Source organism: Coriobacteriia bacterium (assembly GCA_018368455.1).
Taxonomy (GTDB): domain Bacteria; phylum Actinomycetota; class Coriobacteriia; order Coriobacteriales; family UMGS124; genus JAGZEG01.
The window spans coordinates 97,198-121,517 of the sequence record JAGZEG010000008.1 but is presented as its reverse complement, the minus strand read 5'-3'; the positions used below and the strand labels follow the sequence as shown (position 1 = coordinate 121,517).

18 protein-coding genes are annotated in these 24,320 nt (G+C 65.8%); 10 read left to right on the top strand and 8 right to left on the bottom strand.

The window, feature by feature from the left end; all coding sequences use genetic code 11:
• Positions 1 to 181: 181 nt before the first annotated feature.
• The 6 genes from KHZ24_06610 (at position 182) to KHZ24_06585 (ending at position 7,066) form a co-directional block, all read left to right on the top strand.
• Positions 182 to 1,729, top strand: coding sequence for an FAD-dependent oxidoreductase (locus tag KHZ24_06610; GenBank protein MBS5450870.1), 1,548 nt, complete (start codon positions 182 to 184; stop codon positions 1,727 to 1,729).
• A 458-nt stretch (positions 1,730 to 2,187) separates the two neighbouring features.
• Positions 2,188 to 3,939 (top strand): D-alanine--poly(phosphoribitol) ligase subunit DltA, encoded by a 1,752-nt coding sequence (gene dltA, locus KHZ24_06605; GenBank protein ID MBS5450869.1) that lies wholly within the window; start codon positions 2,188 to 2,190, stop codon positions 3,937 to 3,939.
• A 7-nt stretch (positions 3,940 to 3,946) separates the two neighbouring features.
• Positions 3,947 to 5,212 carry a D-alanyl-lipoteichoic acid biosynthesis protein DltB gene (gene dltB / locus KHZ24_06600; GenBank protein ID MBS5450868.1) on the top strand — a complete coding sequence of 422 codons (1,266 nt, stop codon included), beginning with the start codon at positions 3,947 to 3,949 and terminating at the stop codon, positions 5,210 to 5,212.
• A 22-nt stretch (positions 5,213 to 5,234) separates the two neighbouring features.
• Entirely contained in the window at positions 5,235 to 5,495 is a 261-nt protein-coding gene (gene dltC, locus KHZ24_06595) for a D-alanine--poly(phosphoribitol) ligase subunit DltC (protein MBS5450867.1), read from the top strand.
• 63 nt (positions 5,496 to 5,558) lie between these two features.
• Positions 5,559 to 6,764 (top strand): D-alanyl-lipoteichoic acid biosynthesis protein DltD, encoded by a 1,206-nt coding sequence (gene dltD / locus KHZ24_06590; protein ID MBS5450866.1) that lies wholly within the window; start codon positions 5,559 to 5,561, stop codon positions 6,762 to 6,764.
• A complete protein-coding gene (locus KHZ24_06585) occupies positions 6,761 to 7,066 on the top strand; it encodes a hypothetical protein (protein MBS5450865.1) in 306 nt (101 codons plus the stop codon). The genes dltD and KHZ24_06585 overlap by 4 nt, the downstream gene beginning before the upstream one ends.
• Before the next feature lie 71 nt (positions 7,067 to 7,137).
• Here the strand turns inward: KHZ24_06585 and KHZ24_06580 are convergent, their stop codons facing one another.
• Positions 7,138 to 7,296 (bottom strand): hypothetical protein, encoded by a 159-nt coding sequence (locus KHZ24_06580; GenBank protein ID MBS5450864.1) that lies wholly within the window; start codon positions 7,294 to 7,296, stop codon positions 7,138 to 7,140.
• A 116-nt stretch (positions 7,297 to 7,412) separates the two neighbouring features.
• Between KHZ24_06580 and KHZ24_06575 the strand changes: the two genes are divergently transcribed.
• Positions 7,413 to 9,185, top strand: a complete 1,773-nt coding sequence (locus tag KHZ24_06575; protein ID MBS5450863.1) for an FAD-dependent oxidoreductase — start codon at positions 7,413 to 7,415, stop codon at positions 9,183 to 9,185.
• A 295-nt stretch (positions 9,186 to 9,480) separates the two neighbouring features.
• On the opposite strand, the gene KHZ24_06570 is transcribed toward KHZ24_06575, so the two are convergent.
• On the bottom strand, positions 9,481 to 10,755 hold the full coding sequence (locus KHZ24_06570) for an IS30 family transposase (GenBank protein MBS5450862.1): 1,275 nt from the start codon (positions 10,753 to 10,755) through the stop codon (positions 9,481 to 9,483).
• A gap of 497 nt (positions 10,756 to 11,252) precedes the next feature.
• Here KHZ24_06570 and KHZ24_06565 point away from each other — a divergent pair, with 497 nt between their 5' ends.
• Complete coding sequence (locus tag KHZ24_06565; GenBank protein MBS5450861.1) at positions 11,253 to 12,191, top strand: EamA family transporter; 939 nt, start codon at positions 11,253 to 11,255, stop codon at positions 12,189 to 12,191.
• Between the two features lie 500 nt (positions 12,192 to 12,691).
• On the opposite strand, the gene KHZ24_06560 is transcribed toward KHZ24_06565, so the two are convergent.
• Positions 12,692 to 14,035 (bottom strand): hypothetical protein, encoded by a 1,344-nt coding sequence (locus KHZ24_06560; protein MBS5450860.1) that lies wholly within the window; start codon positions 14,033 to 14,035, stop codon positions 12,692 to 12,694.
• 309 nt (positions 14,036 to 14,344) lie between these two features.
• On the opposite strand from KHZ24_06560, the gene KHZ24_06555 reads away from it, so the two are divergent.
• Entirely contained in the window at positions 14,345 to 16,096 is a 1,752-nt protein-coding gene (locus KHZ24_06555) for an FAD-binding protein (protein ID MBS5450859.1), read from the top strand.
• 751 nt (positions 16,097 to 16,847) lie between these two features.
• On the opposite strand, the gene KHZ24_06550 is transcribed toward KHZ24_06555, so the two are convergent.
• Positions 16,848 to 18,572: an FAD-binding protein gene (locus KHZ24_06550; GenBank protein ID MBS5450858.1), complete on the bottom strand. Its 1,725-nt coding sequence runs from the start codon at positions 18,570 to 18,572 to the stop codon at positions 16,848 to 16,850.
• A 232-nt stretch (positions 18,573 to 18,804) separates the two neighbouring features.
• Between KHZ24_06550 and KHZ24_06545 the strand changes: the two genes are divergently transcribed.
• A complete protein-coding gene (locus KHZ24_06545; protein MBS5450857.1) occupies positions 18,805 to 20,439 on the top strand; it encodes a helix-turn-helix transcriptional regulator in 1,635 nt (544 codons plus the stop codon).
• Positions 20,440 to 20,526: 87 nt separating this feature from the next.
• On the opposite strand, the gene KHZ24_06540 is transcribed toward KHZ24_06545, so the two are convergent.
• The 4 genes from KHZ24_06540 to KHZ24_06525 all read right to left on the bottom strand — a co-directional run bounded on the left by KHZ24_06540 (position 20,527) and on the right by KHZ24_06525 (position 23,604).
• Entirely contained in the window at positions 20,527 to 21,501 is a 975-nt protein-coding gene (locus KHZ24_06540) for a 2-dehydropantoate 2-reductase (GenBank protein ID MBS5450856.1), read from the bottom strand.
• Between the two features lie 237 nt (positions 21,502 to 21,738).
• Complete coding sequence (locus tag KHZ24_06535; protein MBS5450855.1) at positions 21,739 to 22,320, bottom strand: NAD(P)H-dependent oxidoreductase; 582 nt, start codon at positions 22,318 to 22,320, stop codon at positions 21,739 to 21,741.
• Positions 22,321 to 22,365: 45 nt separating this feature from the next.
• Positions 22,366 to 22,977 (bottom strand): bifunctional nicotinamidase/pyrazinamidase, encoded by a 612-nt coding sequence (gene pncA / locus KHZ24_06530; GenBank protein ID MBS5450854.1) that lies wholly within the window; start codon positions 22,975 to 22,977, stop codon positions 22,366 to 22,368.
• Between the two features lie 3 nt (positions 22,978 to 22,980).
• On the bottom strand, positions 22,981 to 23,604 hold the full coding sequence (locus KHZ24_06525; GenBank protein ID MBS5450853.1) for a hypothetical protein: 624 nt from the start codon (positions 23,602 to 23,604) through the stop codon (positions 22,981 to 22,983).
• Between the last annotated feature and the right edge of the window lie 716 nt (positions 23,605 to 24,320).

Here is a 24,320-nt window from a genome sequence, read left to right as displayed (position 1 = left end):
AAATGAAGACGTAAATTATAGTTTACGTATAGTCATTTCTACGTATATACAATGAATATAGCTAAATAAGTTAGCTTATATTTTAAGTAGAGAAGGATGAAAAGGGTAACTAGCTTCATGGGTGTTTGCGTAATTCGCCGGGTTCTTCGTACGTATCTTGTCGAAAGAAAGGGGATCTGCCATGGAACGAACGATGAATCACATGCAGGGCGGTGCCACATCGGCGGCGGGCGTTTCGCGTCGGGGTTTCGTGGCCGCTGCGGCGCTTGCGACGGCTGCGGGGACGGTGGCGACCTCGTCCACCTTCGCCGCTGAGACGGGCTCGCCGACGTGGGCGAGCGAGTATGACGTCGTCGTCATCGGCCTGGGTGCGGCCGGCGCGGCTGCGGCCATCGAGGCGCAGGCGGCCGGCGCGAGCGTTTGCGTCCTGGAGAAGGCGGCGCGCGGTGGCGGCTCGACGCTGCGCTCGGGCGGCACGATCTACATGGGTGGCGGTACCGCACTGCAGAAGGAGCTCGGCATTGACGACACGCCCGAGGCCATGGCGACGTACGTCACGGCCGCCGCAGGCCCCAGCGCCGACCCCGACAACCTCGCCGCCTACTGCGCGGCCTCCATCGACCTGTACGACTGGTGCGTCGCCCAGGGCATGGTCTTCACGGGCGTCGCCGACACGGAGAACCACATCCAGGGCAAGCACGACGGCATCAGCCTGTTTTACTCCGGCAACGAGCGGGCGTTCGAGTACGCCTCCATCGCACAGCCTGCCCCGCGCGGCCACACGCCCGACGGCGCCTCCGTCGGCCTGTTCGAGGCGCTCGAGGCCAACGTCGAGGCGACGTGCGGCGTTCTCTACGAGATGGCAGCCACCGCGCTGGTGACCGACGAGACGGGTCGTGTGGTCGGCGTCGAGGCTCAGGGGGCCGACGGGACTACCCAGAGGATCGGCGCGAAGAAGGGCGTTGTCATCTGCGCCGGCGCGTTCACGTACAACGACATGATGCTGGCGGACTACGGTGCGGACACCACGTACTGTGGCGGTCGGACCGGCTGCGAGAACGACCTGGGTGACGGCATCGTCATGGCACAGCGCATCGGCGCCGCCACGCGCTCCATGTCGCGCATGAACTACAGCCAGGCGCTCTACCTGTACGCCGACCTGGCCGCCGGTGTGCTGCTTGACTATCGCGGCCTGCGCATCCTTGCCGAGGACGACTACGGTGCGTGGACAGGCCGCACGATCATCGAGACGACGCCCGAGACGTGCCTCACTATCGTCGATGACGAGATGCTCCAGGGAATCCGTGCGTCGGCGTTTGGCGCGAACCTTGAGCCGGTCGCTCAGGCGGACACAGTCGAGGAGCTTGCGGCGCAGATCGGCCTGCCGGTCGACAACGTGGTGCGCTCCGTCGAGCGCTACAACGAGCTTGTCGAATCGGGCGAGGATACCGACTTCCACAAGAGCGCCAGCATGCTGCGCCCGATCGCGACACCACCGTTCTCCGCCATGGACACGAGCTCACGAAACTGCTCGTTCCACACGCTCGGCGGCCTCAAGATTAACGCTCGCGCCCAGGTCATCGACCTCGCGGGTGCTCCCATTCCCGGCTTGTATGCAGCGGGGCGCTCCGCATGCGGCATCTTCGGCGAGTATCCCGGCTCGGGCAGCTCCATTGCTGACGCCCTGACGTTCGGGCGCATCGCCGGCCGCGAGATGGCACAGGCGTAACGGCGTCTGCACTCTGGCTTGGGGACGCGCCGTAAGCGCAGATCCCAAACAACGGCGGCCCGACTACCCGCGAGGGGGTGGTCGGGTCGCTTTTCGTTTCAGATAATCTGAGGAACGACCCGGCCACGCTGCCAACTTGGTAGGAGGCCGGCATGTGTCATGTCGATGACATTAATGCCCCTAATATGCTTGCATTTAGTGCCTTGATTCTGATAGGTTTGATAGTATTTCTGTTAAACCAGGGTGAACGTGGGGTTACCTCGCTTCAGTTCTGCAAGTATGCCCTCTGCTGTTTTCGGAAAGGTTTTGCGGGGCAGAAACGGGCCGCGAAGCTGCCGACAGACGCGCGGGTGCGCTGCACGCTTGCCGACGCCGTGACCTTGGGTTGGAGGGGATGGGCGATGGGAGAGCGGGCGGGTGCGACCGGACTGGCTGCGAGCGTGGGCGCGCAGATGCATATGGATGCGAGCCACGGTTTCGTCGCGCAGTTCGAGAAGATGGCCGCGCGCATGCCGGAACAGTCGGCTGTTGTGTCGCAAGGGTATCCCACACTGACGTATCGCGCGCTTGCCGGCGTATCGAATCGCATTGCCCATCTGCTGCTCGATTGCACGCGGGATCGCCTGCCTGTCGTCGTGCTCGGTCATAAGTCCCCGCTCATGGCCGCGAGCTTCCTCGGGTGCCTCAAGAGCGGTCACGCCTTCGTGCCCGTCGACACCGAGATGCCAGCTTCGCGCCTGCTCGATATCGTTGGCCAGCTCGGCGACCCGCTGCTGCTGGCGACTGAGGACGTGCCGCAGGTCGTGGCCGATGCCATCCCCACGAGCCACCGCATCGACGTGCGCCCCCAGCTTGAGGGGCTGGACGCTGCGGGAGTCTCGTGCGACACCGTGCCTGACCCTGCGCTGTGGGTGTGCGGCGACCAGACGCAGTACATCATCTTCACCTCGGGCTCGACGGGTCGCCCCAAGGGCATCGAGGTCTCGGCCGACAACGTGGCCCACCTCATGGCGTGGCTGGGCACGCTGCCCGTGATTCGGCGGGGGCGGTGCGCCTTCCTCGACCAGCCGCCCTACTCGTTCGACCTGTCGGAGTACGAGCTCGTCGGGGCCCTGTCCACGGGCGGCACGCTGCACGCCGTCAATCGCGAGACGCTTGTGCACATGGGCAGCCTTTTCGAGAGCCTGGCCGCATCCGGCGTCGAGGTGTGGGTCTCGACGCCGTCGTTTGCCGACATGTGCCTGGCGGACAAGAGCTTTTCCGCCGAGCTACTGCCCAGCGTGGGGCTCTTCCTGTTCTGCGGCGAGACACTGCACCACAACACGGCCCGCGAGCTGCGTCGCCGCTTCCCCAACGCCGTCATTGCCAACACGTATGGGCCGACGGAGGCTACGGTTGCCGTGACATACTGCGAGGTCACCGACGCGATGCTCGACGACCCGACGCCGCTGCCCGTCGGCCGGCCCCGTCCCGGTGTCACGCTGCGCGTGCTCGACCGTGAGACGGGCGAGCCGTGCCCAGCGGGCGAGGAAGGCGAGATCGTCATCGCAGGTCCGTCGGTCGCCAAGGGTTACTACCGCAACAAGGAGAAGACCCGCGCGGCGTTCTTCGAGATGGAGGAGCCTGCGGGCGCGAGCGTGCAGACGGGCGCGGGCCACGGGCGCACGCTACGCGCCTATCGCACCGGTGACCTGGGCTTTCTTGATGCGGACGGCACGCTTCACTACGGCGGGCGCGCCGACTCGCTCATCAAGCTCAACGGCTTCCGCATTGAGCTGGGCGACGTCGAGGAGAACATCGCACAGCTGCCGATCGTCGAGCAGGTGGCCGTCGTGCCCGTGAGCAGGGACGGGCGCATCACGCACCTGCGGGCCTGCGTGGCGCTGCGCCCGGGCGCTCGCGCGTCGCTGGTCGCGGCCGACGGCGCGTGCGAGAACGACTTCGCGATCGCCCGCCACATCAAGGACGAGCTGGCGAAGAGGCTGCCGCCCTACATGATTCCGCGCAAGGTCGCCATCATGGACGAGCTGCCGATGACGCCGAACGGCAAGGTCGACCGCAAGCTGCTAGCCGCCGACCGCGGGGCGCGCGGGACTGCCGACCGTGGGGTGCAGGGGGCTGCCGACCGCGAGACGCGCAGGGCTGAGGGCGTCGCCGACTCGAAGGCTGCATCCGACGCGCAGGCCCCTGCCGCACACCCGACCCGGTGAGCCCGCCATGGCGTTCTACCTCGACCCCAGCTTCTTCGTGCTGCTGGCCGTCGCTGTCGTGGGCGCGGCCTGGCTCGGTCTTCGCGAGCGGCCGCTGTGCACGTACGGCCTCGTGGTCTCCGTCGTCTTCATCGCGCTGCTGTTCTGGGGCGACGTGGCGGGCGGCCTGGCGTTTCTGCTGTTCCTGACGCTCTCGCTCGCTGCGACGTACGTCCTGTTCGCCAGGCCTGACTCCCGGCCGCGCTTCTACGCGGGCCTCGTGCTCGTCCTGCTGCCGCTCGTCACCTATAAGCTGACGCACTCGCTGGGCCTGAGCGTCGACGTCCCGAGCCTGCTTGGCCTGATCGCTGCAGGAGGCTCTGCGTCGCTGGCGACCTCGGCTTCGCCGGCCGGCGCGCCCTCCGACGCCGGTGGCGCGGGCATCCTGGGCTTCATGGGCATCTCCTACCTCACGTTCAAGGCGCTCCAGGTGCTCATCGAGACGCACGACGGCCTTGTGCAGCGCATGCGCGTGCGCGACTACCTGGCGTTCATGCTGTTCTTCCCCGTGTTCACCTCCGGCCCCATCGATCGCAGCCGCCGCTTCCTCGCTGACATCGAGCGCGTGCCGAGCCGCGACGAGTACGCGGGTCTGCTGGGACGCGGCATCTTGCTCGTGCTGCTCGGCATGGTGTACGCCATGGTGCTCGCGCCGATCTGCCACAAGGGGTACGCGCCCCAGGCGTGGGGGAGCGGCCCACTCGGCACGGAGCTGCTCGCCCAGGTGAGGTGCGCCTACGCCTACGCGCTCTACCTGTTCTTCGACTTCGCCGGCGCCGGCTTCATGGCGATGGGCGCGGGCTACTGCTTCGGCGTCCGCGTGCCGCGCAACTTCCATGCGCCGTTTCTGGCGACCGATCTCAAGGACTTCTGGAACCGCTGGAACATGACGCTGTCGTTTTGGCTGCGCGACTTCGTGTTCATGCGCTTCTCGCGCACGGCGCTGCGGCACCACTGGTTCAAGAGCAACCTGCGCTGCGCCCAGGTGGGCCTCGTACTCAACATGCTGGTCATGGGCGTGTGGCACGGCCTCGTGCCGGGCTATCTCGTCTACGGGCTCTATCACGGCCTGCTGCTGGCGGGCACTGAGGGCTTCGAGAAGCGGGCGTTTTACAAGCGGCACCACCGCAGCGTGTGGTACCGCGTCGTGTCGTGGTTCGTGACGCTGCAGCTCGTCGTCATCGGTTTGGCCATCTTTTCGGGCCAGATGGCGACGATGCTGCACCTGGGATAGGAAAGTGGAAGGGAACTGGGATATGGCTGGCGACAAGCTGACGCACGACGAGCTGCTCGGGCGAGTGCTCGACCTGCTCGAGGACATCTGCGATGACGATGAGGTGCGCGACCACCTCGACGAGGACCTGTTCGAGTTGGGATTCCTCGACTCCATGGGCGCCATCGAGCTGCTCGTGCGCATCGAGGACGAGTTCGGCGTCTCCATCGCGCCGACCGAGGTCGAGCGCAGCGAGATGAACACGGTGAACCTCATCGTCTACCAGATCGAGCAGCGGCTATAGGAACAGGGGACGGACGTGCCGACTGGTGAGGACAGAGTGGCTTCCGAGGATCGCGGTCCCGTCATGGGGCGGCGCGTCTTTCTGGGCGCGGCGGCCGGGCTTGCCCTGGCGGCCGGCGGCCTGGGCGCGCTGGACCGTTGGGGGCTGCCCTCGCAGGGGCAGGCCGACAACCTGCGCCTCTACGACTACGTCTACTCGGGCCCCAAGTCCGAGAACGTCGACTTCACGCTGACGAACATGAGCGCTGACGGCTACCTGACGTTCGGCTCGTCGGAGTTCTATATCTCTAAGAGCCTGGTGCGGCAGTGCCCCCAGGTCGTGTTCGGCGAGAACGTCACCGGCGTCGACATGACATTCATCGGAGAGGCGTACGACCAGTCGCTGTGGCACGCCATCGCCGCGGGCGCTTACGGCTACCGCGTCAAGAACCGCAAGGTCGCGATCATCGTGAGTCCCCAGTGGTTCTTCAAGGGCGGCGGCGACCAAAAGAAGCTGCCCTCGAAGTTCTCCTACCTGCTCTACCGGGGGTTCTGCCGCAACCCGCTGCTCTCTGACGAGACGCGTGCCTACGTGCGTGGCCGACTGTCCACGTTGGGCATCGATGCCGACAAGCTGGCGGCGGCCAATTGCGACACGCTGCTCGACGCCATCAACGACCTTGCGTTCACTACGACGGCGGAGATGCGCAACCGTACGAAGCTGCCGCACGTCATCGAGCAAGCGCCGCGCAAGAACGGCTTCAAGCAGAAGGGGACGTGGACGGGTGAGCCGCACTGGAATGACCTGCTGAGCCAGGCGCAGGCTGACGGCGCCGCCGCGACGACGTCCAACGAGTACGGCATCTACGACAAATATTGGGAAAAGAACAAGGGGTATGCCCCGGAGCAGCACCAGAACTTTGCCGAGGCGGACTCCGAGTATGACGACCTAACCTGTTTCGTCCAGGTGTGTAAGGAGTCCCGACTCGAGCCACTGCTCGTCATCTTGCCGCTGCACGGGGCGTGGTACGACAAGCAGGGCGTGGACGCGACGACGCGCGCGGTGTTCTACCAGCGAGTACGCGATATGTGTGTCGCCCAGGACGTCGCGTATGCCGACTTCTCGAGCTGCGAGTACGAGAAGTACTTCCTGTGCGACACCGTGCACCCCGGCTGGGTGGGCTGGGTGCGCATCGAGCAGTCGTTCTACGACTTCGCGCACGACTGGGACGACGCGTTCCTTGGTGGCGGCGACGGCTACGGGACGGCGGAGGGGCTGAGCGCGCTATGAGCGAGGATCGCGAGAAGAAGATGGGGACGGCTGCGGGCGCGGGGGACGCGACGGTGCGGGACGCGTCTGGCCCGCAGCCCCGCAAGCCGGTCTCCGCGACCCGCCACCCGGGTGCCAAGAAGAAGGAGCGGCGGCCACTGCATGCCGCTGCTCAGGCCGTCGTGCGCTTTGGCGTGGCGCACTCGCGGCTTGCGGCACTGGGCGGGTGCGTGGCGGCCGCGGGCATGGTGGCCCTGCTTGTGTGGTTCACGGTGTTCTCCGGCATGGCTGAGCCCCCGCAGTTCGTCTACGCGAGCTTCTAGAGGGCCCGGCCGGCAGGCTCGTCTCGCCTTACGGGCGCAGGCCGCTGCCGCCCTGGAGCGTGAGCGTCTCGCTAGAGATGTACTTGGCGCTGGGACTTGCCAGGAACACGCACGTGGCGCCGATGCCGGTTCGGAGTCGCCGGGCAGCCCATCGGGATGCCCTGGATCGTCTTGGCATAGACCTCGGGGTACTCCTCTTTCCAGGCTGCGAGCCCGCAGTTAACTGCCATTGATTTCTCCGTCGCGCGGACTATGATTGTGCGCAAGCTATGGAGGCATGCTCCCATAGCTGGCCTGGGGGCGCATGGGGGCGCCCGCATACGGCCCAAGTAAGGGGGGATTTCTAATGGAGGGCAAGATCTCGGGGGATATCACGAGGCGGAATTTCGTGACGGGCGCGGCTCTGGCGGGAGCTGGCATCGCGGCTTCGGCCGGCTTGGCGCCGATGTTTGCCAAGGCGTCCGAGAACGACGTTCCTGACGCCTGGGATTACGAGTACGACATCGTCGTGTGCGGCGCGGGTGCCGCGGGCCTGCTCGCGGCGCTTAAGTGCAACGACGAGGGGTTAAAGGTCCTGTGCATCGACGCCAACTACGACACCGGTGGTCACGCGGCTGTCTCCGGCGGCATCACGCACTCCGGTGGCGGCACGAAGCTGCAGAAGGACTCGGGCGTCGAGGATTCGCCTGACCAGTACTATCTTGACCACACCAACCCCGCATACATCAATACGCGCTTCAACGATCGCGCCATTCTGCGCGAGTGCGCTGATCGCATGGCGGAGTGCTTCGACTGGATGCTGACGAAGGGCCTGTCGTTCCCCGAGGGCACCGTCGCCGTCAATGGCATGGGTGACGAGGCCGACTCCGTACCGCGTAGCGCTGTGGCCGACTCGAGCCCTTACGTCAAGATTGACACAGGCTCTAAGGAGTCGGGCAACAACGGTATCGCCCTGACGCGTCCGTTCGAGGAGACGGCGCGCAAGGAGGGCGTCGACTTCATGATGAACCGTCACATGGACGCCCTCGTTGTGGATGACTCCGGCCGCGTTGTCGGCATTCGCGCGAGCTACAACCCGCGCACGCTGCCTGACGGCACCGAACTGGTGGGCGAGCATGCTGACGAGAACATCCAGGACACAACCGAGGTTCTTGCTATCAGCGCATCGAAGGCCGTCATCATCGCAACGGGTGGCGGTACGGGCAACGTTGAGTGGCGCACGATGTTCGACCCGCGCTGGACGAAGGAGTACGACGGCGTTGCCGGCGAGCCGTATAGCTTCCAGGACGCATCGGGCGAAATCGCGGGTCTGGCCATCGGCGCCGGCCTGGGCGACACGGCGAATTGGACGGTGCAGGCTGCCTCGCCCATTACGGCAAACAAGCACATCGGCGTTCGCTACGGCTACCAGAACCTCGCATGGGAGACGGGCAGCCAGGTGTTTCCGCTGGCCGGAGGCGTGGGCCTGCGCCTTGCCGATGTGAACGGCATCATCTTCGTCAACATGCTCGGCGCGCGCTTCCACGACGAGAATATGAGCCTCAAGGGCAAAGACGCCGATAAGTACGACTTCTATGCCGATGCCATGGGCAGTGCTGTCATCACGACCGACCTGGGCACCGAGCGCGTCGGCGGCCCGATCTGGGCCATCTTTGACAGTGCGACGGCTGAGGCGAACGGCTGGAATTGCGACTACCCCAACGTCGACATCGAGAACGGTTACTTCTTCAAGGCCGATACGATCGAAGACCTTGCAGCGGCCATCGTTAACAAGTATTACGAGGACGTTAAAGTTGACCCCGCTACACTGGTCAAGGAGGTCGAGGCCTACAACGCCTCCGTTGATGCGGGCACGGACGAGGTCTACGGTCGTGATCCGGAGACGCTGACTGCCAAGATCGAGACGGGTCCGTTCTACGCCGCTTGGGCGACGCCGATTCTGCATGACTGCCTGACCGGTCTGCGCACCGACGCCCATCGCCAGGTGCTGAGGATCGACGGAACGCCGATCGATGGCCTGTTTGCTTGCGGCGAGTCTGCTGGCGGCCACCACGTGCACGGCATCGGCAAGGTCCAGACGTCCGGTTATATCGCGGGCATGTACGCAAGCCAGGCGTAGCGACGACTGACGAGCGGACCCGCGATCCGCCTGGGATCGCGGGTCCGCTCTGAATCTCTCGTACGTGGTGGGTTGAGTACCAACCTTAATGCAACACATCCGAGCCCCTCCGCGTTTCCGCAGTCAGCGCAACGCGGAGGGGCCTCCCTTGGCGCTCCCCCTGCACCCTTCCCGCAGTTGAGGTGGTTGTGGGGAAAGGCGTTGCGCTGGGTTCGGACCATGCTCCGCCGGCCCGCCGCGCCGTCGGTCCGGACTCAGCGCAACGGGCCCGCGCACCTTGGGTTGTCCCCGGAGCCTACCCGGTCAGCGGCGGGTCGCCCCTCTCCTCGCGGGCGCGCCCCACGAGCCCCGGCGTGAGGTCTATCGCGTCGATCCCGACGGCCTCGACGCCGAGCGCCGCCATGAGCGCGCGTGCGTCGTCGCCGAAGGCGGCCTCGAGCGCGTCGACGGGCCTGCCCCATGCGAGCGCGCCCCTGGGCTCGGAGTTGACGTGGCTCATGGCGAGCGACACGTCGGCCCCCGTGAGCAGGTCGAACCTGATGCCGGACACCTTCGGCAGCATCTTCCTTATCTCGACGTGGTTCCTCTCGCAGGCGCCCTTCTGCTGCGACTGCCTCGGGTCGCAGTAGAAAAGCCTCACCTCGCCCGGGCGCTCTCCGAGGACGGCGCCGATGGCGGCCTCGTCGGCGAACTCGGAGCCGTTGTCGGTGAGCACGGTTCCGAACACGCGCCGCATGGCCGCCGGGCCGCCGAGCGCCTCGGAGAGCGATCGCAGCGCGGCGAGCACCGACCCGCACGTCCCGTCCGGGATCAGCAGCGCCGCCTGGAACCGGCTCGGCCTGTGCAGGACGGTGAGCAGCCGCGCGGAGTCGGCGGCGGAGCCCTCGACCGTGTCCATCTCCCACGCCGCGGCGCACGCGTCCTCGCCGAGCGCGAGGAACGCCGCGTGCGACCTGGAGGGCGAGTGCCGCGTCACGGCCCTCTTGCGCTTCTTGCACAGCCTGTAGCCGGTCTTGCGGCGCAGGTTCCCCAGGTTGGTCATCTCGGCGTAGCCCCGGTCGATCCAACGGTAGCCCGTGCTCGCGGGCGGGCCGCCCATGAGCGCTATCTGGGCGGGCGACAGCCCGCGCCCGGTCCCCTCGCGCAGGGCCCTCAGCTTCGCCTCAGCGGACTCCTCGGTCTCGTCGATGCCGGAGCGGCTCTCCGAGAGCTCCGCGTCGGCCGTCGCCTGCGCCCACTTCGCGACGTAGGCGACCTTCGGTTTCCTGCTGCAGCCGTAGCCGCCCTTGTGGCTGCAGCCGTTGCAGCACCGCGGCCACGCCCCGAGCTTCGGGCAGGCGCCGCCGAGGTCCTCGGGCGCCGGCTCGCCGCGCAGGGACTTGGGCGAGGTGACGAAGCGGTGCCGGTCGACCTCGCGCTTCACCGTCGAGGGGCTGCGGCCGAGCCCGCGGGCGATCTTGCGGCACGGCTCCCCGCGCCCGAGCGCCCTCTCGATGTCCTTCCTCTCGAGCATCGTCAGCCTGCCGTAGGCCCTCTCGGTCGGCGGCTTGCCCTTCTTCGCGGCGCACATGGCCGGCCTCCTCTCCGGGCCGGCCCATCCGGCCTACAGGGGAGTTCATTCCCGGACTCAGCGCAACGCGTTGCGATCAGTATGGGAAGCGTTGCAGTGGCTTTGATAATCAACGTCTCGTACGTGGTGTTATCTTGTTGAGAAAACACGCTATAGATACGCATCACATGGGGTATACTAGAACCAGCGGGGCCCGAGTGACCTTAAGCAGGGTCGGGCAGCGCCTCTGTTCAGGCCGCTAAAGTTGCACCTTTAGCGGCCCTTTTTATGAGACGAACTCGAACGCCGGATGGCGCGGATCTTTTCGATCGTCTTTGTAGCAAATACACCACAACTGTACATAATTTAACGAGCATACTTGTCCCGTTGAAAAACCGTGGTGGTCCTCTTTTGCCAGCAGGGATCGTCCCCCTCGTCGCACAGCGGCGGTACGCTTCGCGCTAGTTTCTGGAGGCGCCAGAAGACGTCCCCGGTTCGATTCTGAAGGGGTGGGCGCGATGGGATCGTGGCTGCTGTTTGCGGTGGGATCGGCGCTGTTCGCAGGCCTGACGTCCATCTTGGCGAAATGCGGCATCCGTACGACGGACTCCACGGTGGCAACGGCTATCCGCACGGTCGTTGTGCTGGCGTTTTCGTGGGTCATGGTGTTCGTTGTGGGCTCACAGGATTCGATCGGCGACATTTCAGGACGCACGCTGCTTTTCCTTGCGCTGTCAGGTCTGGCGACGGGTGGATCGTGGCTGTGTTACTTCAAGGCGCTCCAGCTTGGCGACGTCAACAAGGTCGTGCCCATCGACAAGTCGAGCATCGTGCTCACCGTTCTGCTCGCGTTCATCCTGTTGGGCGAGCCGGTTGCGGCGCCGCAGATTGTCGGCATCATCGTCATTGCCGTGGGTACCTTCCTTATGATCCAGAAGAGGGAGGGCTCCGCTTCCGTTTCCGAAGAGGTGGCGCATGCCGCTACCGGCTCCGGGCCCTCCACGCTTGGCGCGCGCATATCCGCGTTGTTCAACGGTCGTCATGCCTGGCTCGTCTACGCGCTGCTGAGTGCCGTGTTCGCCGCGCTGACGTCCATCTTGGGCAAGGTCGGCATCACGGATGTCGAGTCGAACCTGGGCACGGCTATCCGTACGATCGTCGTGCTCGTCATGGCGTGGGTCATGGTGTTCGTGACGCGCAAGCAGGGTGAGCTTCGCCATATCAACGGTCGTGAGCTGCTGTTCATCGTGCTGTCAGGCTTTGCGACCGGTGCGTCGTGGCTTTGCTTCTACCGTGCGCTTCAGACGGGGCCAGCCAGCCTCGTTGTGCCTATCGACAAGCTGAGCATCCTCGTGTCCATTGCGTTTGCCTACGTTGTCTTTGGCGAGCGACTGACGCGCAAGTCTGCCGTTGGCCTGGTGCTCATCGTCGTTGGCACGCTTGCCATGCTGCTCTAGCTGGTAGGCGAGGGGGCGCGCTGCTTTCCTGTGTCCGGCGCTCCTGCCCCACATCCCGATCAGCTGCCTGCGCGCGGCTGACACGGGCCGCTTTCCTGGCGCGGAAAGCGTCTCGGCGTCCCACATTGCTGGTTCTCGGCTGATTTGCGGCCAGGAACGGAGCTCGTGTATGGGTCCCCGGAGGGCACCGGCACCATGCTCGGCATTTTCGCAGGTAGCCCTGCAGTCTGCATCCTGTGTGGCCTCTGCGCGCTTGTGTGCCCATACACAGGCCGAGGTTCTGCCCGCCTTCGCGCCCTCTGCGTGCAGGATGTGCCATCTTGTCCTGGGTCGCGCCTTCCCCCGATCGATGGTGCGCGGTGCTCGGCGGGATTGGCGTCGCGGGTCCTCTCGAGTTGCCCTCCGGCGCCGGCGTACGTTGGGCCGCTGGAGCCCCGACCTCGCAATCGGGCTCGCCTCGCAGCCTCTCCGCGAGCCGGCCCCACCAGCTAGGTTTTCCCCTATGTGGGATCCCCACCATTTCTTCCTGCGCTCGCAATGTCGATGAGCTCCTGCTGGCTGTGCACGCCGAGCTTTTGATAGACGTGCTTGATGTGCGACTTGACGGTGTTTCTCGTAAGGCCGAGCTCCTCCTGGATATACGAGTTGTTCCGCCCGTGCGCTAGCAGGCACAGGACGTCAGCCTCGCGCGTCGTGAGCCCTCGGGCCGTGGCAAGCTCTGCGCAGGCTTGCTCGATGCTGAGGCCGGGCGCTCCCTGGGGGATGCTGAGCGGTTCAACGGGCACGATGCCTTCGATGGTCGCGTCGAAGCTAAAGCCGCGCAGGCCGAACAGCACGTAGGCCAGCAGCGCGGTCGCCATGGCTGCCGACGCGAGATAGGCGATGGTTGGCTGGGAGCCACTCTGCGCGAACGCTCCGGCATTGGCGCCCAGGATGATGCCGAGCACGCTCCACCCCCATCCCCAGCCGATGACCGAAAGGCTGGCGAGGCGGTTTCTCGCTGCGAGAGAAAACAGCACGAGGTCGTAGAGCACCTGATAGCACGAGTCTCCGACGATAAGCGCCCCCGCGGAGACGTGTGCCGCTCCCTCGACGGGCACGACGAGAAAGCCTGCCATCGTAAACACGACGGACAGCCCGAGCAGCATGTCGAACTTCTGACCGGAGACGCGCAGCAGGCAGTAGAGGGCAAGTGCGGTAAACGTTGCAACTGCGATGGGGACGCTGTCGAGTCTGCCCTCCTGCGGCCCGAATCGCTGGGCGAAGCCGGTGGCGACGGAGAAGGCAAATATGCAGACGAACAGGCGGTTGCCCAGTGGAAGGTAGGAGGATGGCCAGGTGATGGCCGCCTCGCGTGCAGGGGGCGCGGCGGCGATGGCGTGAATGGCGCGTCGTGCGATGGGATAGATGAGCGCTGCGCCGATGGGGGCTGCAGCGGTGTAGGCGGCGAGCGCAAACGGCAGAGACACTGCGTCTGCCGCGAGCGCCGCGAGGCATCCGAGGGCCATGGCTGCCGGGATCCCTCCGAGAAGCTGGCGCTGCGAGAGCGTCGTGCCGCAGGCGACGAGGATACAGAGCGAGAGCCAAGCACCGCCGATCTTGTTGAGAGAGGTGCCGACGAGCAGAAGGCCCACGGAGCCGACGCTGAGCCCCAGGAATGTCCCGGCGACGCCGACAAACCACAGCGCGAGCGCCCCCATCGTGATGGCTCCCGGCCTGAGCAGGCGAGGGCGCGCGATGGCGACGGCTGCGACGCTGAGGGCGGCCAGCGCCCCGGCGAGTTCTCCGATGTCTCGGGCGAACGGGAACACGGCGTCGAACAGCGGGAAGAGCTCTGCGTTCATGAGCGTCGTCCTGAGCGGAGAGCAGGCGAACGCCAGAAGGACGACGAGGGCGTCCCTGCGAGAGGTGCGTTCGCCCTGCGCGGCAGGTTGCGTGCTATGCGTTCCCGATCGATGCCCCCGGAGGCAGCCCACGGTACTTCTCCCAACTTTTCGGCATTCTGCCTGCGATGATGCTGCCTCGCCCCCCATTGGGGTGATGAAAGGGGGACGCCGACTTCGCCATGATAAACGAGTTTGCTGGCGTACGCGGGAGCTTCCGGCGTACGTGGGGCCCACAAGGTGTGAACTATCGAGAAGAAGGGGATTTTCATGGCACAGAATGAGAGCGCGCTGTCCCGTCGTACGTTCGTTGCAGGCGCCACGGCTCTTGCCGGTGCCGCTGCCGTTGCGGGGACGGCGGCACAGGCGATTGCCTCAGAGTCGTCTGCCAAGGACGTTGCGCCCGCGGCCGATTCTGCAGTTGGTAGCGAGGGCGTGTGGCCGGCTAACGGCGCCATTCTCGGTACTACGCCTGATTGGCTCGGTGTCGAGCCCGAGATCGCTGATGCTGACATCGTGCAGACGTACGAGACCGACATCCTCGTCATTGGCTGTGGCACGGGCGGCATGTTTGCCGTCGCCACGGCGGCGGAGGAAGGCGCCAAGGTCATCGGTATCGAGCGCTTCCCCACGGGCGTGGGCATCCGCGATGACCTGGCGGGCATCAACTCGCGTTACCAGCAGGAGTGGGGCACGAAGATCGACAAGTTCGACTACATCACCATGGCGACGCAGTATGCCGCAGGCCATATCAACCAGCAGCTCGTCGCCCTGTTCTGCGACGAGTCAGGCGAGACGATCGACTGGTACGGCGATCGCCTTGCCGAGCGCGACGTCGTGCTGTGGCACGAGGCGGGCGACGATGACGAGGGCGATCGCTACAAGCACTACGCGACGGGTCACTCTCCCGCCTGGCCTGCAGACGAAGAGGGCAACGAGTCGCTCAATGGCAACACGGTGCTCTACGACTACGCCGTCTCGAAGGGCGCCGAGTTCCACTACAACACGCAGATGATCAAGCTCGTCAAGGAGGACGGCAAGGTCACTGGCTGCATCGCCACCAACGAGGACGGCGACTACGTGCGTTACGTTGCGTCCAAGGGCACGGTTGTCTGCACGGGTGGCTACTCGCTCAACTACGACATGATGGCCGCCATGCAGCCGTGGAACCTGCGGATCATCGGCCGTAACGGCTCGGAGCCCGGCGCGTTCGGCGACGGCATCAAGGCGTGCTTGTGGGCCGGCGCCAAGATGGACGAGACGCACTCGATGATGATGTTCGACCGCTGTGCCCTGCGCCCTGACCAGGAGACAGGCCGCGCGACGGCCGAGTCGGGCGACAACGGCTTCTTCTGGATCGGCTCGCAGCCGTGGCTCAAGGTCAACGCCGACGGCAAGCGCTTCTTCAACGAGTCGGGCACCTACGAGGGCATTCTGCATGCCGACGAGTACCAGAAGGGCCACTGCCACTACACGATCTTCGACAGCAACTGGACGACGTACGTCGAGCAGTTCCAGATGCATGGCTGCTCGCGCCAGATCCCGTTTGTGAACGGCGCCGCGTGCGACATCCCCCGCGAGGTCAACGAGGCTGTCTTCCTGCCGCAGCTCATCGAGGGCGGCCAGGTGATCAAGGCCGATACGCTCGAGGAGCTGGCCGAGGGGCTCGGTCTGCCCGTCGACGCCTTCGTGGCTGAGGTTGAGCACTACAACGAGATGGCCGCCGCTGGCGAGGACACGGACTTCGGCAAGGAGGCCCACCGCCTGACGCCCGTTGACGCCGCGCCGTTCTACGGGTGCAAGAACACCGGCTACGTGCTGTGCACACTTGATGGCATCCAGATCGACACGAACCTCAACGCGCTCGACGTGAACGGCGATCCCATCGAGGGGCTTTACGTCATCGGTAACGACTCGGGCAGCTACTTCGCCAACACGTACCCTAACCTGTCGACGGGTATGGCGTGCGGCCGCACCGTGACGTTTGGCCGCCACGTCGGCAAGTATCTTGCCGCGAAGTAGGGCGTTTTACGCGCTGTTGGATTGTGAGGGGGGCTCGGCTTTCGCCCGCGGGATGGGGCGGGGTCCGGGCCCCTTTTTGCATGCGAGGGGCGGGGTGTAGGACATGCCGTAAGCCGTGAGACGCTACCGCCCACTTTCCGCGTGCGAGGAGGCGGGGTGTGGCTGCATGCGCGCAGCTCGGAGCGAGATTGCCGAGAAGTATGAGAGCCCGCATCGGGGATGGGGTTGCGTGCTCGCGGCTCGGAATGCGATGCCTGCTTGAAGTGTGTTAACGCGGACATGGAGGCAGAGGCTCAGGTTGCGTGGGGCGGCTTGGGTCGTGCGAGAACGGGCGGGCGCTGGGCTGCGGGGTGTGGCCAATCCTGACGGATGTGCAAGGTTTTGCAAAACACGGCGCTGAAATTGGGCGCGAATCGCGGGGCTGCGAGGTTTGCGGGGGCGTTTCGGGGTCGCGTGGTGTCTCCCAAAACGGGTTACCTGCGGGTTTGTGCCACAGGGGCGGGGTACGAGGCCTACAAACCTTGCACAGCCGCAATTCGCGCCCATTTTCGAGAGCCTGCTTTGCAAAACCTTGCACATCCGTTTGTTCTGCCCAGGATGGAACGTGCTGAGGCGGGCTTTCCCCTGGAAGCCCGGTGTCACTCCCGAGCCTCAAGTCTTCCACCCGCCCGAAAGCAGAGAGCCCCGGGCCCACCCTCCTCGTCGGAGCGTGAAACCCGGGGCTCTCTGCTAGCAAGCCAGACGGCTCTTTTTAGCTCTCGTCGCCGGAGAGGTACTTGCCGACGAGGTAGCCAAACGTGCAGTTACGTGTGTGCGATAGGCAGTTCAGGTTGTGCGGGTACGTGTTGTTGAACATGCCACCCGACGTCAGGCCCACGGCGAACAGACCGGGGATCGGCGCAAAGTCGCTTTTGAGCACGCGGCTGTGGATATCGACCTGCAGGCCACCCGCCGTGGACAGGGCCTCGGCGCCCTCGAGGTTGGCGTAGAACGGCGGAGTGTCGATCTTGGCCATCATCGAGCCGGGGAAGTGGTAGTCGCTGTCCTCGCCGGCGTCGCACATCTCGTTCCAGTGCTCGATCGTCGCGACGAACTCGTCCGCAGGCACGCCCATGAGCTCGGCCAGCTCCTCGAGCGTGTCGGCCTTGAGGGCGTTCTCGCTCGTAGCGGCGCCGACCCAGACCTCCTTGGGGCCGTAGCACGAGCTGGAGGGCGTCCAGATAGCGTCGATCTTGTCGGCGATGGCGCCGTCGACGATGTAGTAGTCGCACGCGCCGGGCTGGGCCTGGATGGCGCAGGCGAGGTGGTTATACGGCTCGTACTCAGGTGTGAAGCGCTTGCCGAGCTTGTTGACGCGCAGGTAGGGCATCAGCTGCATGGGGTCGAGCATCAGGGGATGCGGATACTCGTCCTCGATGCCGCCGATGGCCACGGCCATCTCGTGGCCATCGCCCGTGTTGCCGGTCGACGGGCTCATCCAGCCGCACAGGGCGAGGTCACGCGGACGGCAGCAGCGCTGGAGCTTCTCGAGGTTGAAGCCATAACCGCCCGTGGCCAGCACGACGCCCTTGGCGCAGTTGTACTTCTCGTAGCCCTCGGCGCTCTTGACGATGACGCCGGTCACGGCGCCGCTCTCGTCGGTCACGAGCTGGCAGGCGGGGCACTCGTAGCGGATCTCGGCGCCGGCCTCCTCGATGAGCTGGGGCAGCAGCGTGGCGAGGTCGCCCGGGGCAAACGGCAGGTTGAAGCTCGTGTTCCAGGAGCGCGACAGCGACGTGGCGTCGTAGGAGTCGCGGAAGTCCGGGAAGTCGCCCGTGGCGTTGAACGTCAGCGGGAAATCGTCCTCCGTCTTGTTGCCGGCCTTCATGAGGTGGTCGACATACCAGTCGACAGCCTCGCCGTTGCAGGCGAGGTAGCGCTTGTACAGGTCGAGGTTGCCGCGATAGCCGCAGTCGGCCATGGCGTCGTCGAGCCACTCGGCCTCATCGAACGTGACGCCCCAGTGCTGGTGAATCTTGGAGTTCGTGCCGCCCAGCGTCGCGGAGCAGTAGTTCGCCCAGCCGTTCTTCTCGACGGCGACCGTCTTGAGGCCGTGCTCGGCGCAGGACAGCGCGGCGGCGTCGCCAGCCGGGCCCAGGCCGCACACGACGACGTCGACGTCATGGGTGGCGACGATCTCGTCATCGGAGATGGGCTCAGCGACGAAGGCGATCTGGCCCTCGCCCGCGGCGCACGGGGCGAACATGTTGGGATCGTTCGTGGGGTAGTTGGCGTCGGCGTTGCCCGCGGTGGCCTGCTTGCCGGCAAGCGAGCCCTCAGCGTGCGGCTTGCTCGCGTCGGCGTTGGCGTCGGCGGGCGCGGAGCCCTCGGCGGCCAGGGCGACGCCGGCTGCGCTGGCGGCGACAGCGGCGCTCGCCATGCCGGCACTGGCCAGGAACGTGCGGCGGCTCAGGGTCTCGGGACGGTTCGTGTTCATGCGATATCCCCCTTGTGTCGGGTGGTGTGCAGCGGCACGTGAGATGCGTCGGGGCCGGGCGCCCCTATGCCGCGCCGTGCTGCGTGACGCTTGCTATCATGGGGCGCAGGCGTCAAATCACGCGTCTGCCAAAATGGTAGAGATGCGAGAAGCCGCAGGTAACAATAGGTGGAGTATGCTGATGCGGCTCAGATGCTCAACGATGTCGAAAATGCCGGGAGGGGGAGGCGCGGTGCGAGGCGGCGCAGCGGGACAGGGTGAGATCGCGAGCTGCGCCGCACCGGGGCGGCCGTGGTCGCGGCGCGCCTCGGCGGCGTGCACGGTCATCGGCGCGGCTTGCCTGTGGGCGTGGGGATACGTCGCGAGCCTCAGCACGGCGTTGTTCCCGGACGCCGGCGTCACGGATAGCATCGGCATCGAGTTCGCCTACTACGTCTCCCAGCTGACGCTGCTCGTGCTCGGCCTGGTCCTCGCGGCCGCCCTGCGCCGCTGGCATCCGAGGTTCTCGCCGATCGCTGCCGTGGTGTCGGCTCTCGGCCTGGCGCTCGCGTCGTTTGTGCTTGCGAACGCCATGCGGCTGCCTGAGCCGCCGCCGCTGCTCGTTGCGGCGTGCGGGGTCGTCTACGGCGCGGGCGGCCTCGTGCTCTCCATCGCATGGGGTGCGCGGTTCTCGCTGGGCGGGCGCTCGATGCGCCGGCTCGTTCTGCTGTCGTTTCTGCTGGCCTACGTCATCTACCTTGCCTCGCTGTGGCTGCCGGTCTCGGTCGCTCGAGTGCTTGCCTGTGCCCTGCCCCTCGCCTCGGGCGCGCTGTGGCTGCTGGACTCCTGGCAGCGCCACCAGCTGACCTCCGAGGTCTGGCCTCAGGGCCCGAGCGAGGCCGACGGAGGCGTGCGCCATCTGGGCGAGGGCTCGGAGGGCTCGACGGACGCGGCCATTCTGCCGTGGCGCACGATGGGCCTGTTCGCGGTTACCGCGCTTGTCGGCAACGTCGTCTCGTCGCTCATCATGGGCGCGAGCTACGACGGGGCCGCCGTCATCTTCCCCGGCGCGTTTCTCGTGTGTGCGTACATCACGCTCGCGGCGCTGACCGTCGTCGGGTCGGGGGAGCGCAGCACGTCCATCGAGCGACTCTATCGCTACTGCCTGCCGTTTTCGGTGCTTGGCATGCTGCTCATCCTGCTGATAGCCGCCGGCGGCGGGGCGGCGGGCGACGCGACCCTGCCCGCCATTCTCGGCGGGGGCGTCGCGATGTCGCAGGGGGCGCCCGCGCTGGCCGGGGCCCTCGTGACCGGGGCCAGCGTCTTTCTCCAGGCGCTCGTCGTGCTCAAGGTGGCCGAGGCCGTCCAGGAGGTGGGCGTCTCTCCCATGCTGGCGTTCGGCGTGGGGCAGGGCCTCATCGGCAGCGTCGTGTTCGCGGGCAACGTGGGAGGGCGGGCGCTGAGCGCACTTCCGGGCGGCACGGGCCCGCTGTTGGCGCTCGTATGTGCCGCGGGAGTCTTTGCGCTGTTCTTCCTGCTCGTGATGGTGGCGGACACCATGGCGGACCGCCTCGCGAGCGCGACGCGAGGGCCGTCCGGTGCGCCGTGCGCGGGGGAGGACGTTGGACGCGCCGGCGAGCCGTCGTCGGAGGCGCCAGCCGAGGAGGACGGCGCTCTCGCTGCGTTCGCCGTGCGCTACGGCCTGACGCCGCGGGAGGCGGACGTCTGCGCCTACCTCGTGCGCGGGCGCAGCCTGCCGTTCATCGCCGAGCGCCTCTACGTGACGGCCGGCACCGTGAAGACGCACGTCATGCACATCTATCGCAAGGCCGGCGTCGCCAGCAAGCAGGAGCTCATCGACCTCTACGAGGCGGGCCCTGCGCGGTAGAGGGCGCACCCTGGTATGCGCGTGAGTGAGGGTGTCGCTGCGGGAGGCCGGACATGCGCGCTCACGCCCGGCCTCCCGATGTGTGACCTATTTTTCGCGGGCGGCCTTTTGCTCCTCATGGAACCTGTGGGCCGTCTCGGCCAGGTGTACTTCGTTCGTCAGGAACTCATGGCGCACTGCCTCGTAGCCGTGCTCGCGGCCGAGCTTGACGATGTAGCCGTTGATGTAGTCGACCTCGGTCGGGCGCCCTTTGAACATGTCCTGGCACATCGAGGGATAGTGCAGCGACAGGTCGTCCATGCTCTTCATGATGGCGTCGGACTCCTGCTGCTCGGAAACGCCCAGGTCGATGCCGGCGCGGCGGCACACCTCGAAGCCCTCGTGCACGAGCTGGTCGCACAGCGGGCGGGTGTGCGGGTCGCTGCCGAGCGTGCCCATGTTGATCTCGAACATCGTGCACAGCGTGTTGCACACCGAGTTCAGCATGACCTTGGCCATGGACATACTCATGATGTCGGGGCTCCACTCCGGGCCCAGTCCGGCCTTCTTGAAGTCGGCGAACAGGGCGTCGCCCGCCTCGTGCCTGCCGTTATCGTAGGCGCACATGTGCATGTATTCTGTGCCCGCCGCGCCCATGAAGTCGACCTCGCCGGGGCCGGGCAGCACCGTTGCGACGACGGCGGTGCCGCCATAGAGATGGCTCGGCTTGAAGAACTTGAGCAGCTTTTCGTAGTGGCCCATGCCGTTCATCGCGGTGAACGCGGCCTGGTGGTCCTTGAACAGATGGCCGCAGCGCTCCAGGAACCCATCGAGCTGCATTTGCTTCACGAAGAAGATCCAGACGTCGGGGTCGCCTTGGTACTCTTCGGGATAGGAGACGTTGATGGGCACGAGATGTCGACCTTGGTGGTCACGCATCGCCCAGACGCCGCCCTGTTCGCGGATCTTCTCGACGTTGTCCTGCCAGCAGTCGATGAAGTCGACATCTGCCCCGGCGTTCTCTATCAGCTGGATGCCGTAGCGCAGGCCCATGGCGCCGGCGCCGATGACGGTGTATTTCATGATGAGGCTCCCTTGCGACGGGTGCGGGCCCCTCGTTGAAGCCGCATCTTGCGAAAGATGGGGCGCGTTCGAGGGGCCCGTAAATATGAAGTCACCGCATCATAGACGTTTCGCCCGGCTCCGCGCTGGCGATACTGTTAGATCTGAGCCCAGCGAAGGTTTTTTGCCGTACTGAGCTGCCGGCGGTCTGCATTGCGCAGCGGCTCAGCGCGTCTTGCTCAAAGCGTCAGATTGAGCCTACAGCGTCTCCAGCAACTTGACCAGGCGTTCGGCGTGGTCGCGGGCGCGCACCTTCATGTCCGCCAGTGCCGCCTCGTCGTCGCGCGTCTGGTAGCTCACGTTGCCGGTGTATACGTATCCACCCCAGCTCATGCCGGTGAGCTTTGCCGTGCTCTCGAGCGGCGCCAGGTATTCCTCGATCGCGTGGCCCATGGCGGCATCGCGCCCGTACATCTGCGCCGGCGCCCCGGTCGTGATGCTTGCGACAAGCGCCTTTCCGCGCAGCTTATCGCCGGTCGCGCCATGAGAGAAGCCGTGCTGGAACACATCTTCCATCCAGCGGTGCAGAAGGCTCGGCATGCTGTACCAGAACACGGGGTACTGCAACACCACGATGTCTGCGGAGATGAGCTTCGCCTGCTCGGCGGGAACGTCGATATTGAAATCGGGATAGAGCACGCCCAGGCGGTCGACGGTCACCTCCGGGAGCTTCTCCAGGTTAGCAACGATCTCCTTGTTGGCGACAGAATGCCCCGGGTCCGTGTGGCCTGAGACGACGATTCCGAGCGTCTTTTGAACGAAGTGGTCGCCGCGACTCAACGAGCGATCGCCCGCTGAGCCGCCTACGCCGTCTCGCGCTTCTCTCTACAGGATGTGCGCTCCCTTTGCGGTCATCTCCTGCAGAGTGCGCTCCCCGTCGCCGGGGGTCGCATCCACGGCACGCGTGCCCGTGCGCGGCAGGCTCACGGCATATCCGAGCGCCAGCGCGTCGAGCACGCTGTACTTGACGCAGTAGTCACAGGCTAGGCCACAGACGACGAGCTCGTCGACGCTGTGCTCACGCAGCCAGGCGTCCAGGCCGGTCGCGGAGACGTGGTCGTTGTCGAAGAACGCCGAGTAGGAATCGCGTGCGGGGTCGCAGCCCTTGTGCACAACGTGCGTGATGCGGGTGACGTCGAGGTCGGGATGCAGCTCGGCGCCGGGCGTGTCCTGCACGCAGTGGTCGGGCCAGAGCATCTGGGCGCCGCCACCGGGCAGCTCGAGGAGTTCGCCGATAGCGTGGCCGGGGTGGGCCGAGGCGAAGCTCACGTGGCCGGCCGGATGCCAGTCCTGCGTGGCGACAATGGGCAGCCCTTGTGCCGCAAACTGGGCGATGAGCTCGTTGGCAACGGGTACGACAGCGTCGCCGTCTGCCACGGCAAGGGTGCCTCCGGGGCAGAAGTCGTTCTGGACGTCGATGATGAGCAAGGCTTTCATGCGCTATGCCTCCGTTTCTGCCGCGGGCTTGCCTGCGCGTTCGAGGGCCCAGGCGAGCAGATCCTCATACGTGCCGCTCGAGAGCGAGCCACGAGGTACGGTGATGCCGGAGTGGCCGAACGCCAACACGAGCAGCGCGTCATCGTGCATCACATCGGAAAGCGCCGCAAGGGGGAAGTCGTCGACAGAGCCGTCGTCCTTTACGAGCTCCACGTGGTCGGCGTAGACGTGCACGTGGCGGTGCAGCTCGGCAGGGTCGAGGCCGCGCAGCATCTTTGTAGCCGTCAACCGGCAGACGTTGGTGCGATACCAGAGCATGCCAATGCCGATAGCGGCGAGCACGAGTGCTACGGGCCACAGGGGCGCTGCCACGAACGCGACGACGAGGGCGAGCACGATGTCGATGCCGGCCATGACGAGGGCAAAGCGCCGCTGCTTGTCGCCGACGAGCAGGTCGACGTAGCTGGTGAGCAGCGGCAGGTCCGTGGCATACTCGGCGGAGAATAGCGGGGTTTGCGCCGGGCCGGGGGTTTCAGCTGGTGTTTCTTTCTCGGACTCGGTGTCGGGAGCCAGTGGTTTCTCCTGGGGCTCGATGGCCGTGATGCCCTCGTTCTGTTCGTCGCTCATGAAAGATATCCTCGCTTCGGGACTGGGGGAGACGATGCTCCTGAGTATACCCGGCGAGGGGTGACGGAGCTGTGACATGCGGGGTGTGTGTTAAGCCCCCCGCGATGCCTGGCCGGATGACTGGCGGTAAGACGCCACATTGCGTGTGCTGGGGCGGTGGCATGGGGCCTGCGCGGCGCGCGGCGGCGCTTGGCCCTCGCTTGCGGGGGCGTGTCCCGCGCCGTGCGAGCCCTCGGAGCTCGCCGGGTTCCTGTGGTCGGCTAGGAGGCCTGCCTGCTAGGGCGTTTCTTTCGGTTATGCAAGGTCTTGCAAAATCGAAGTCTGGAGATGGGCGCGATTGACGGCTATGCGAGGTTTGCGGCGACTGTTGGGATCGCAAAACATGCTGCCTCCCAGGGAAACCGCAGGTAGATGGGCTGTGGGGAGCATGCTGTCCGTGGTGTGGGTGCTCGGATACCGCTGCAAACCTTGCATAACCGAAATTCGCGCCCATTTTGGAGGCGCCATTTTGCAAAATCCTGCACAACCGCAAATCGCGCCCCGTTGGATGCGCTTCCGACTCTCTGAGCGCCCCGCGAGGTGGGGTCTCGGGTGGACCCCACATGCCCATGGCGTTTGCGCCGATTTGCGAGCTGGTGCCAGCCGTGCGGAACCTCGAGCCCGCTCCTCCTCTAGATATAGGTTTTACCTATTTATATGCCAAGCTACTTCGTATT

Coding starts and splice junctions, on each gene's coding strand:
- KHZ24_06610 (MBS5450870.1), top strand. CDS start 182: ATGGAACGAACGATGAATCACATGCAGGGCGGTGCCACATCGGCGGCG.
- dltA (MBS5450869.1), top strand. CDS start 2,188: ATGGATGCGAGCCACGGTTTCGTCGCGCAGTTCGAGAAGATGGCCGCG.
- dltB (MBS5450868.1), top strand. CDS start 3,947: ATGGCGTTCTACCTCGACCCCAGCTTCTTCGTGCTGCTGGCCGTCGCT.
- dltC (MBS5450867.1), top strand. CDS start 5,235: ATGGCTGGCGACAAGCTGACGCACGACGAGCTGCTCGGGCGAGTGCTC.
- dltD (MBS5450866.1), top strand. CDS start 5,559: ATGGGGCGGCGCGTCTTTCTGGGCGCGGCGGCCGGGCTTGCCCTGGCG.
- KHZ24_06585 (MBS5450865.1), top strand. CDS start 6,761: ATGAGCGAGGATCGCGAGAAGAAGATGGGGACGGCTGCGGGCGCGGGG.
- KHZ24_06580 (MBS5450864.1), bottom strand. CDS start 7,296: ATGGCAGTTAACTGCGGGCTCGCAGCCTGGAAAGAGGAGTACCCCGAG.
- KHZ24_06575 (MBS5450863.1), top strand. CDS start 7,413: ATGGAGGGCAAGATCTCGGGGGATATCACGAGGCGGAATTTCGTGACG.
- KHZ24_06570 (MBS5450862.1), bottom strand. CDS start 10,755: ATGTGCGCCGCGAAGAAGGGCAAGCCGCCGACCGAGAGGGCCTACGGC.
- KHZ24_06565 (MBS5450861.1), top strand. CDS start 11,253: ATGGGATCGTGGCTGCTGTTTGCGGTGGGATCGGCGCTGTTCGCAGGC.
- KHZ24_06560 (MBS5450860.1), bottom strand. CDS start 14,035: ATGAACGCAGAGCTCTTCCCGCTGTTCGACGCCGTGTTCCCGTTCGCC.
- KHZ24_06555 (MBS5450859.1), top strand. CDS start 14,345: ATGGCACAGAATGAGAGCGCGCTGTCCCGTCGTACGTTCGTTGCAGGC.
- KHZ24_06550 (MBS5450858.1), bottom strand. CDS start 18,572: ATGAACACGAACCGTCCCGAGACCCTGAGCCGCCGCACGTTCCTGGCC.
- KHZ24_06540 (MBS5450856.1), bottom strand. CDS start 21,501: ATGAAATACACCGTCATCGGCGCCGGCGCCATGGGCCTGCGCTACGGC.
- pncA (MBS5450854.1), bottom strand. CDS start 22,977: ATGAAAGCCTTGCTCATCATCGACGTCCAGAACGACTTCTGCCCCGGA.
- KHZ24_06525 (MBS5450853.1), bottom strand. CDS start 23,604: ATGAGCGACGAACAGAACGAGGGCATCACGGCCATCGAGCCCCAGGAG.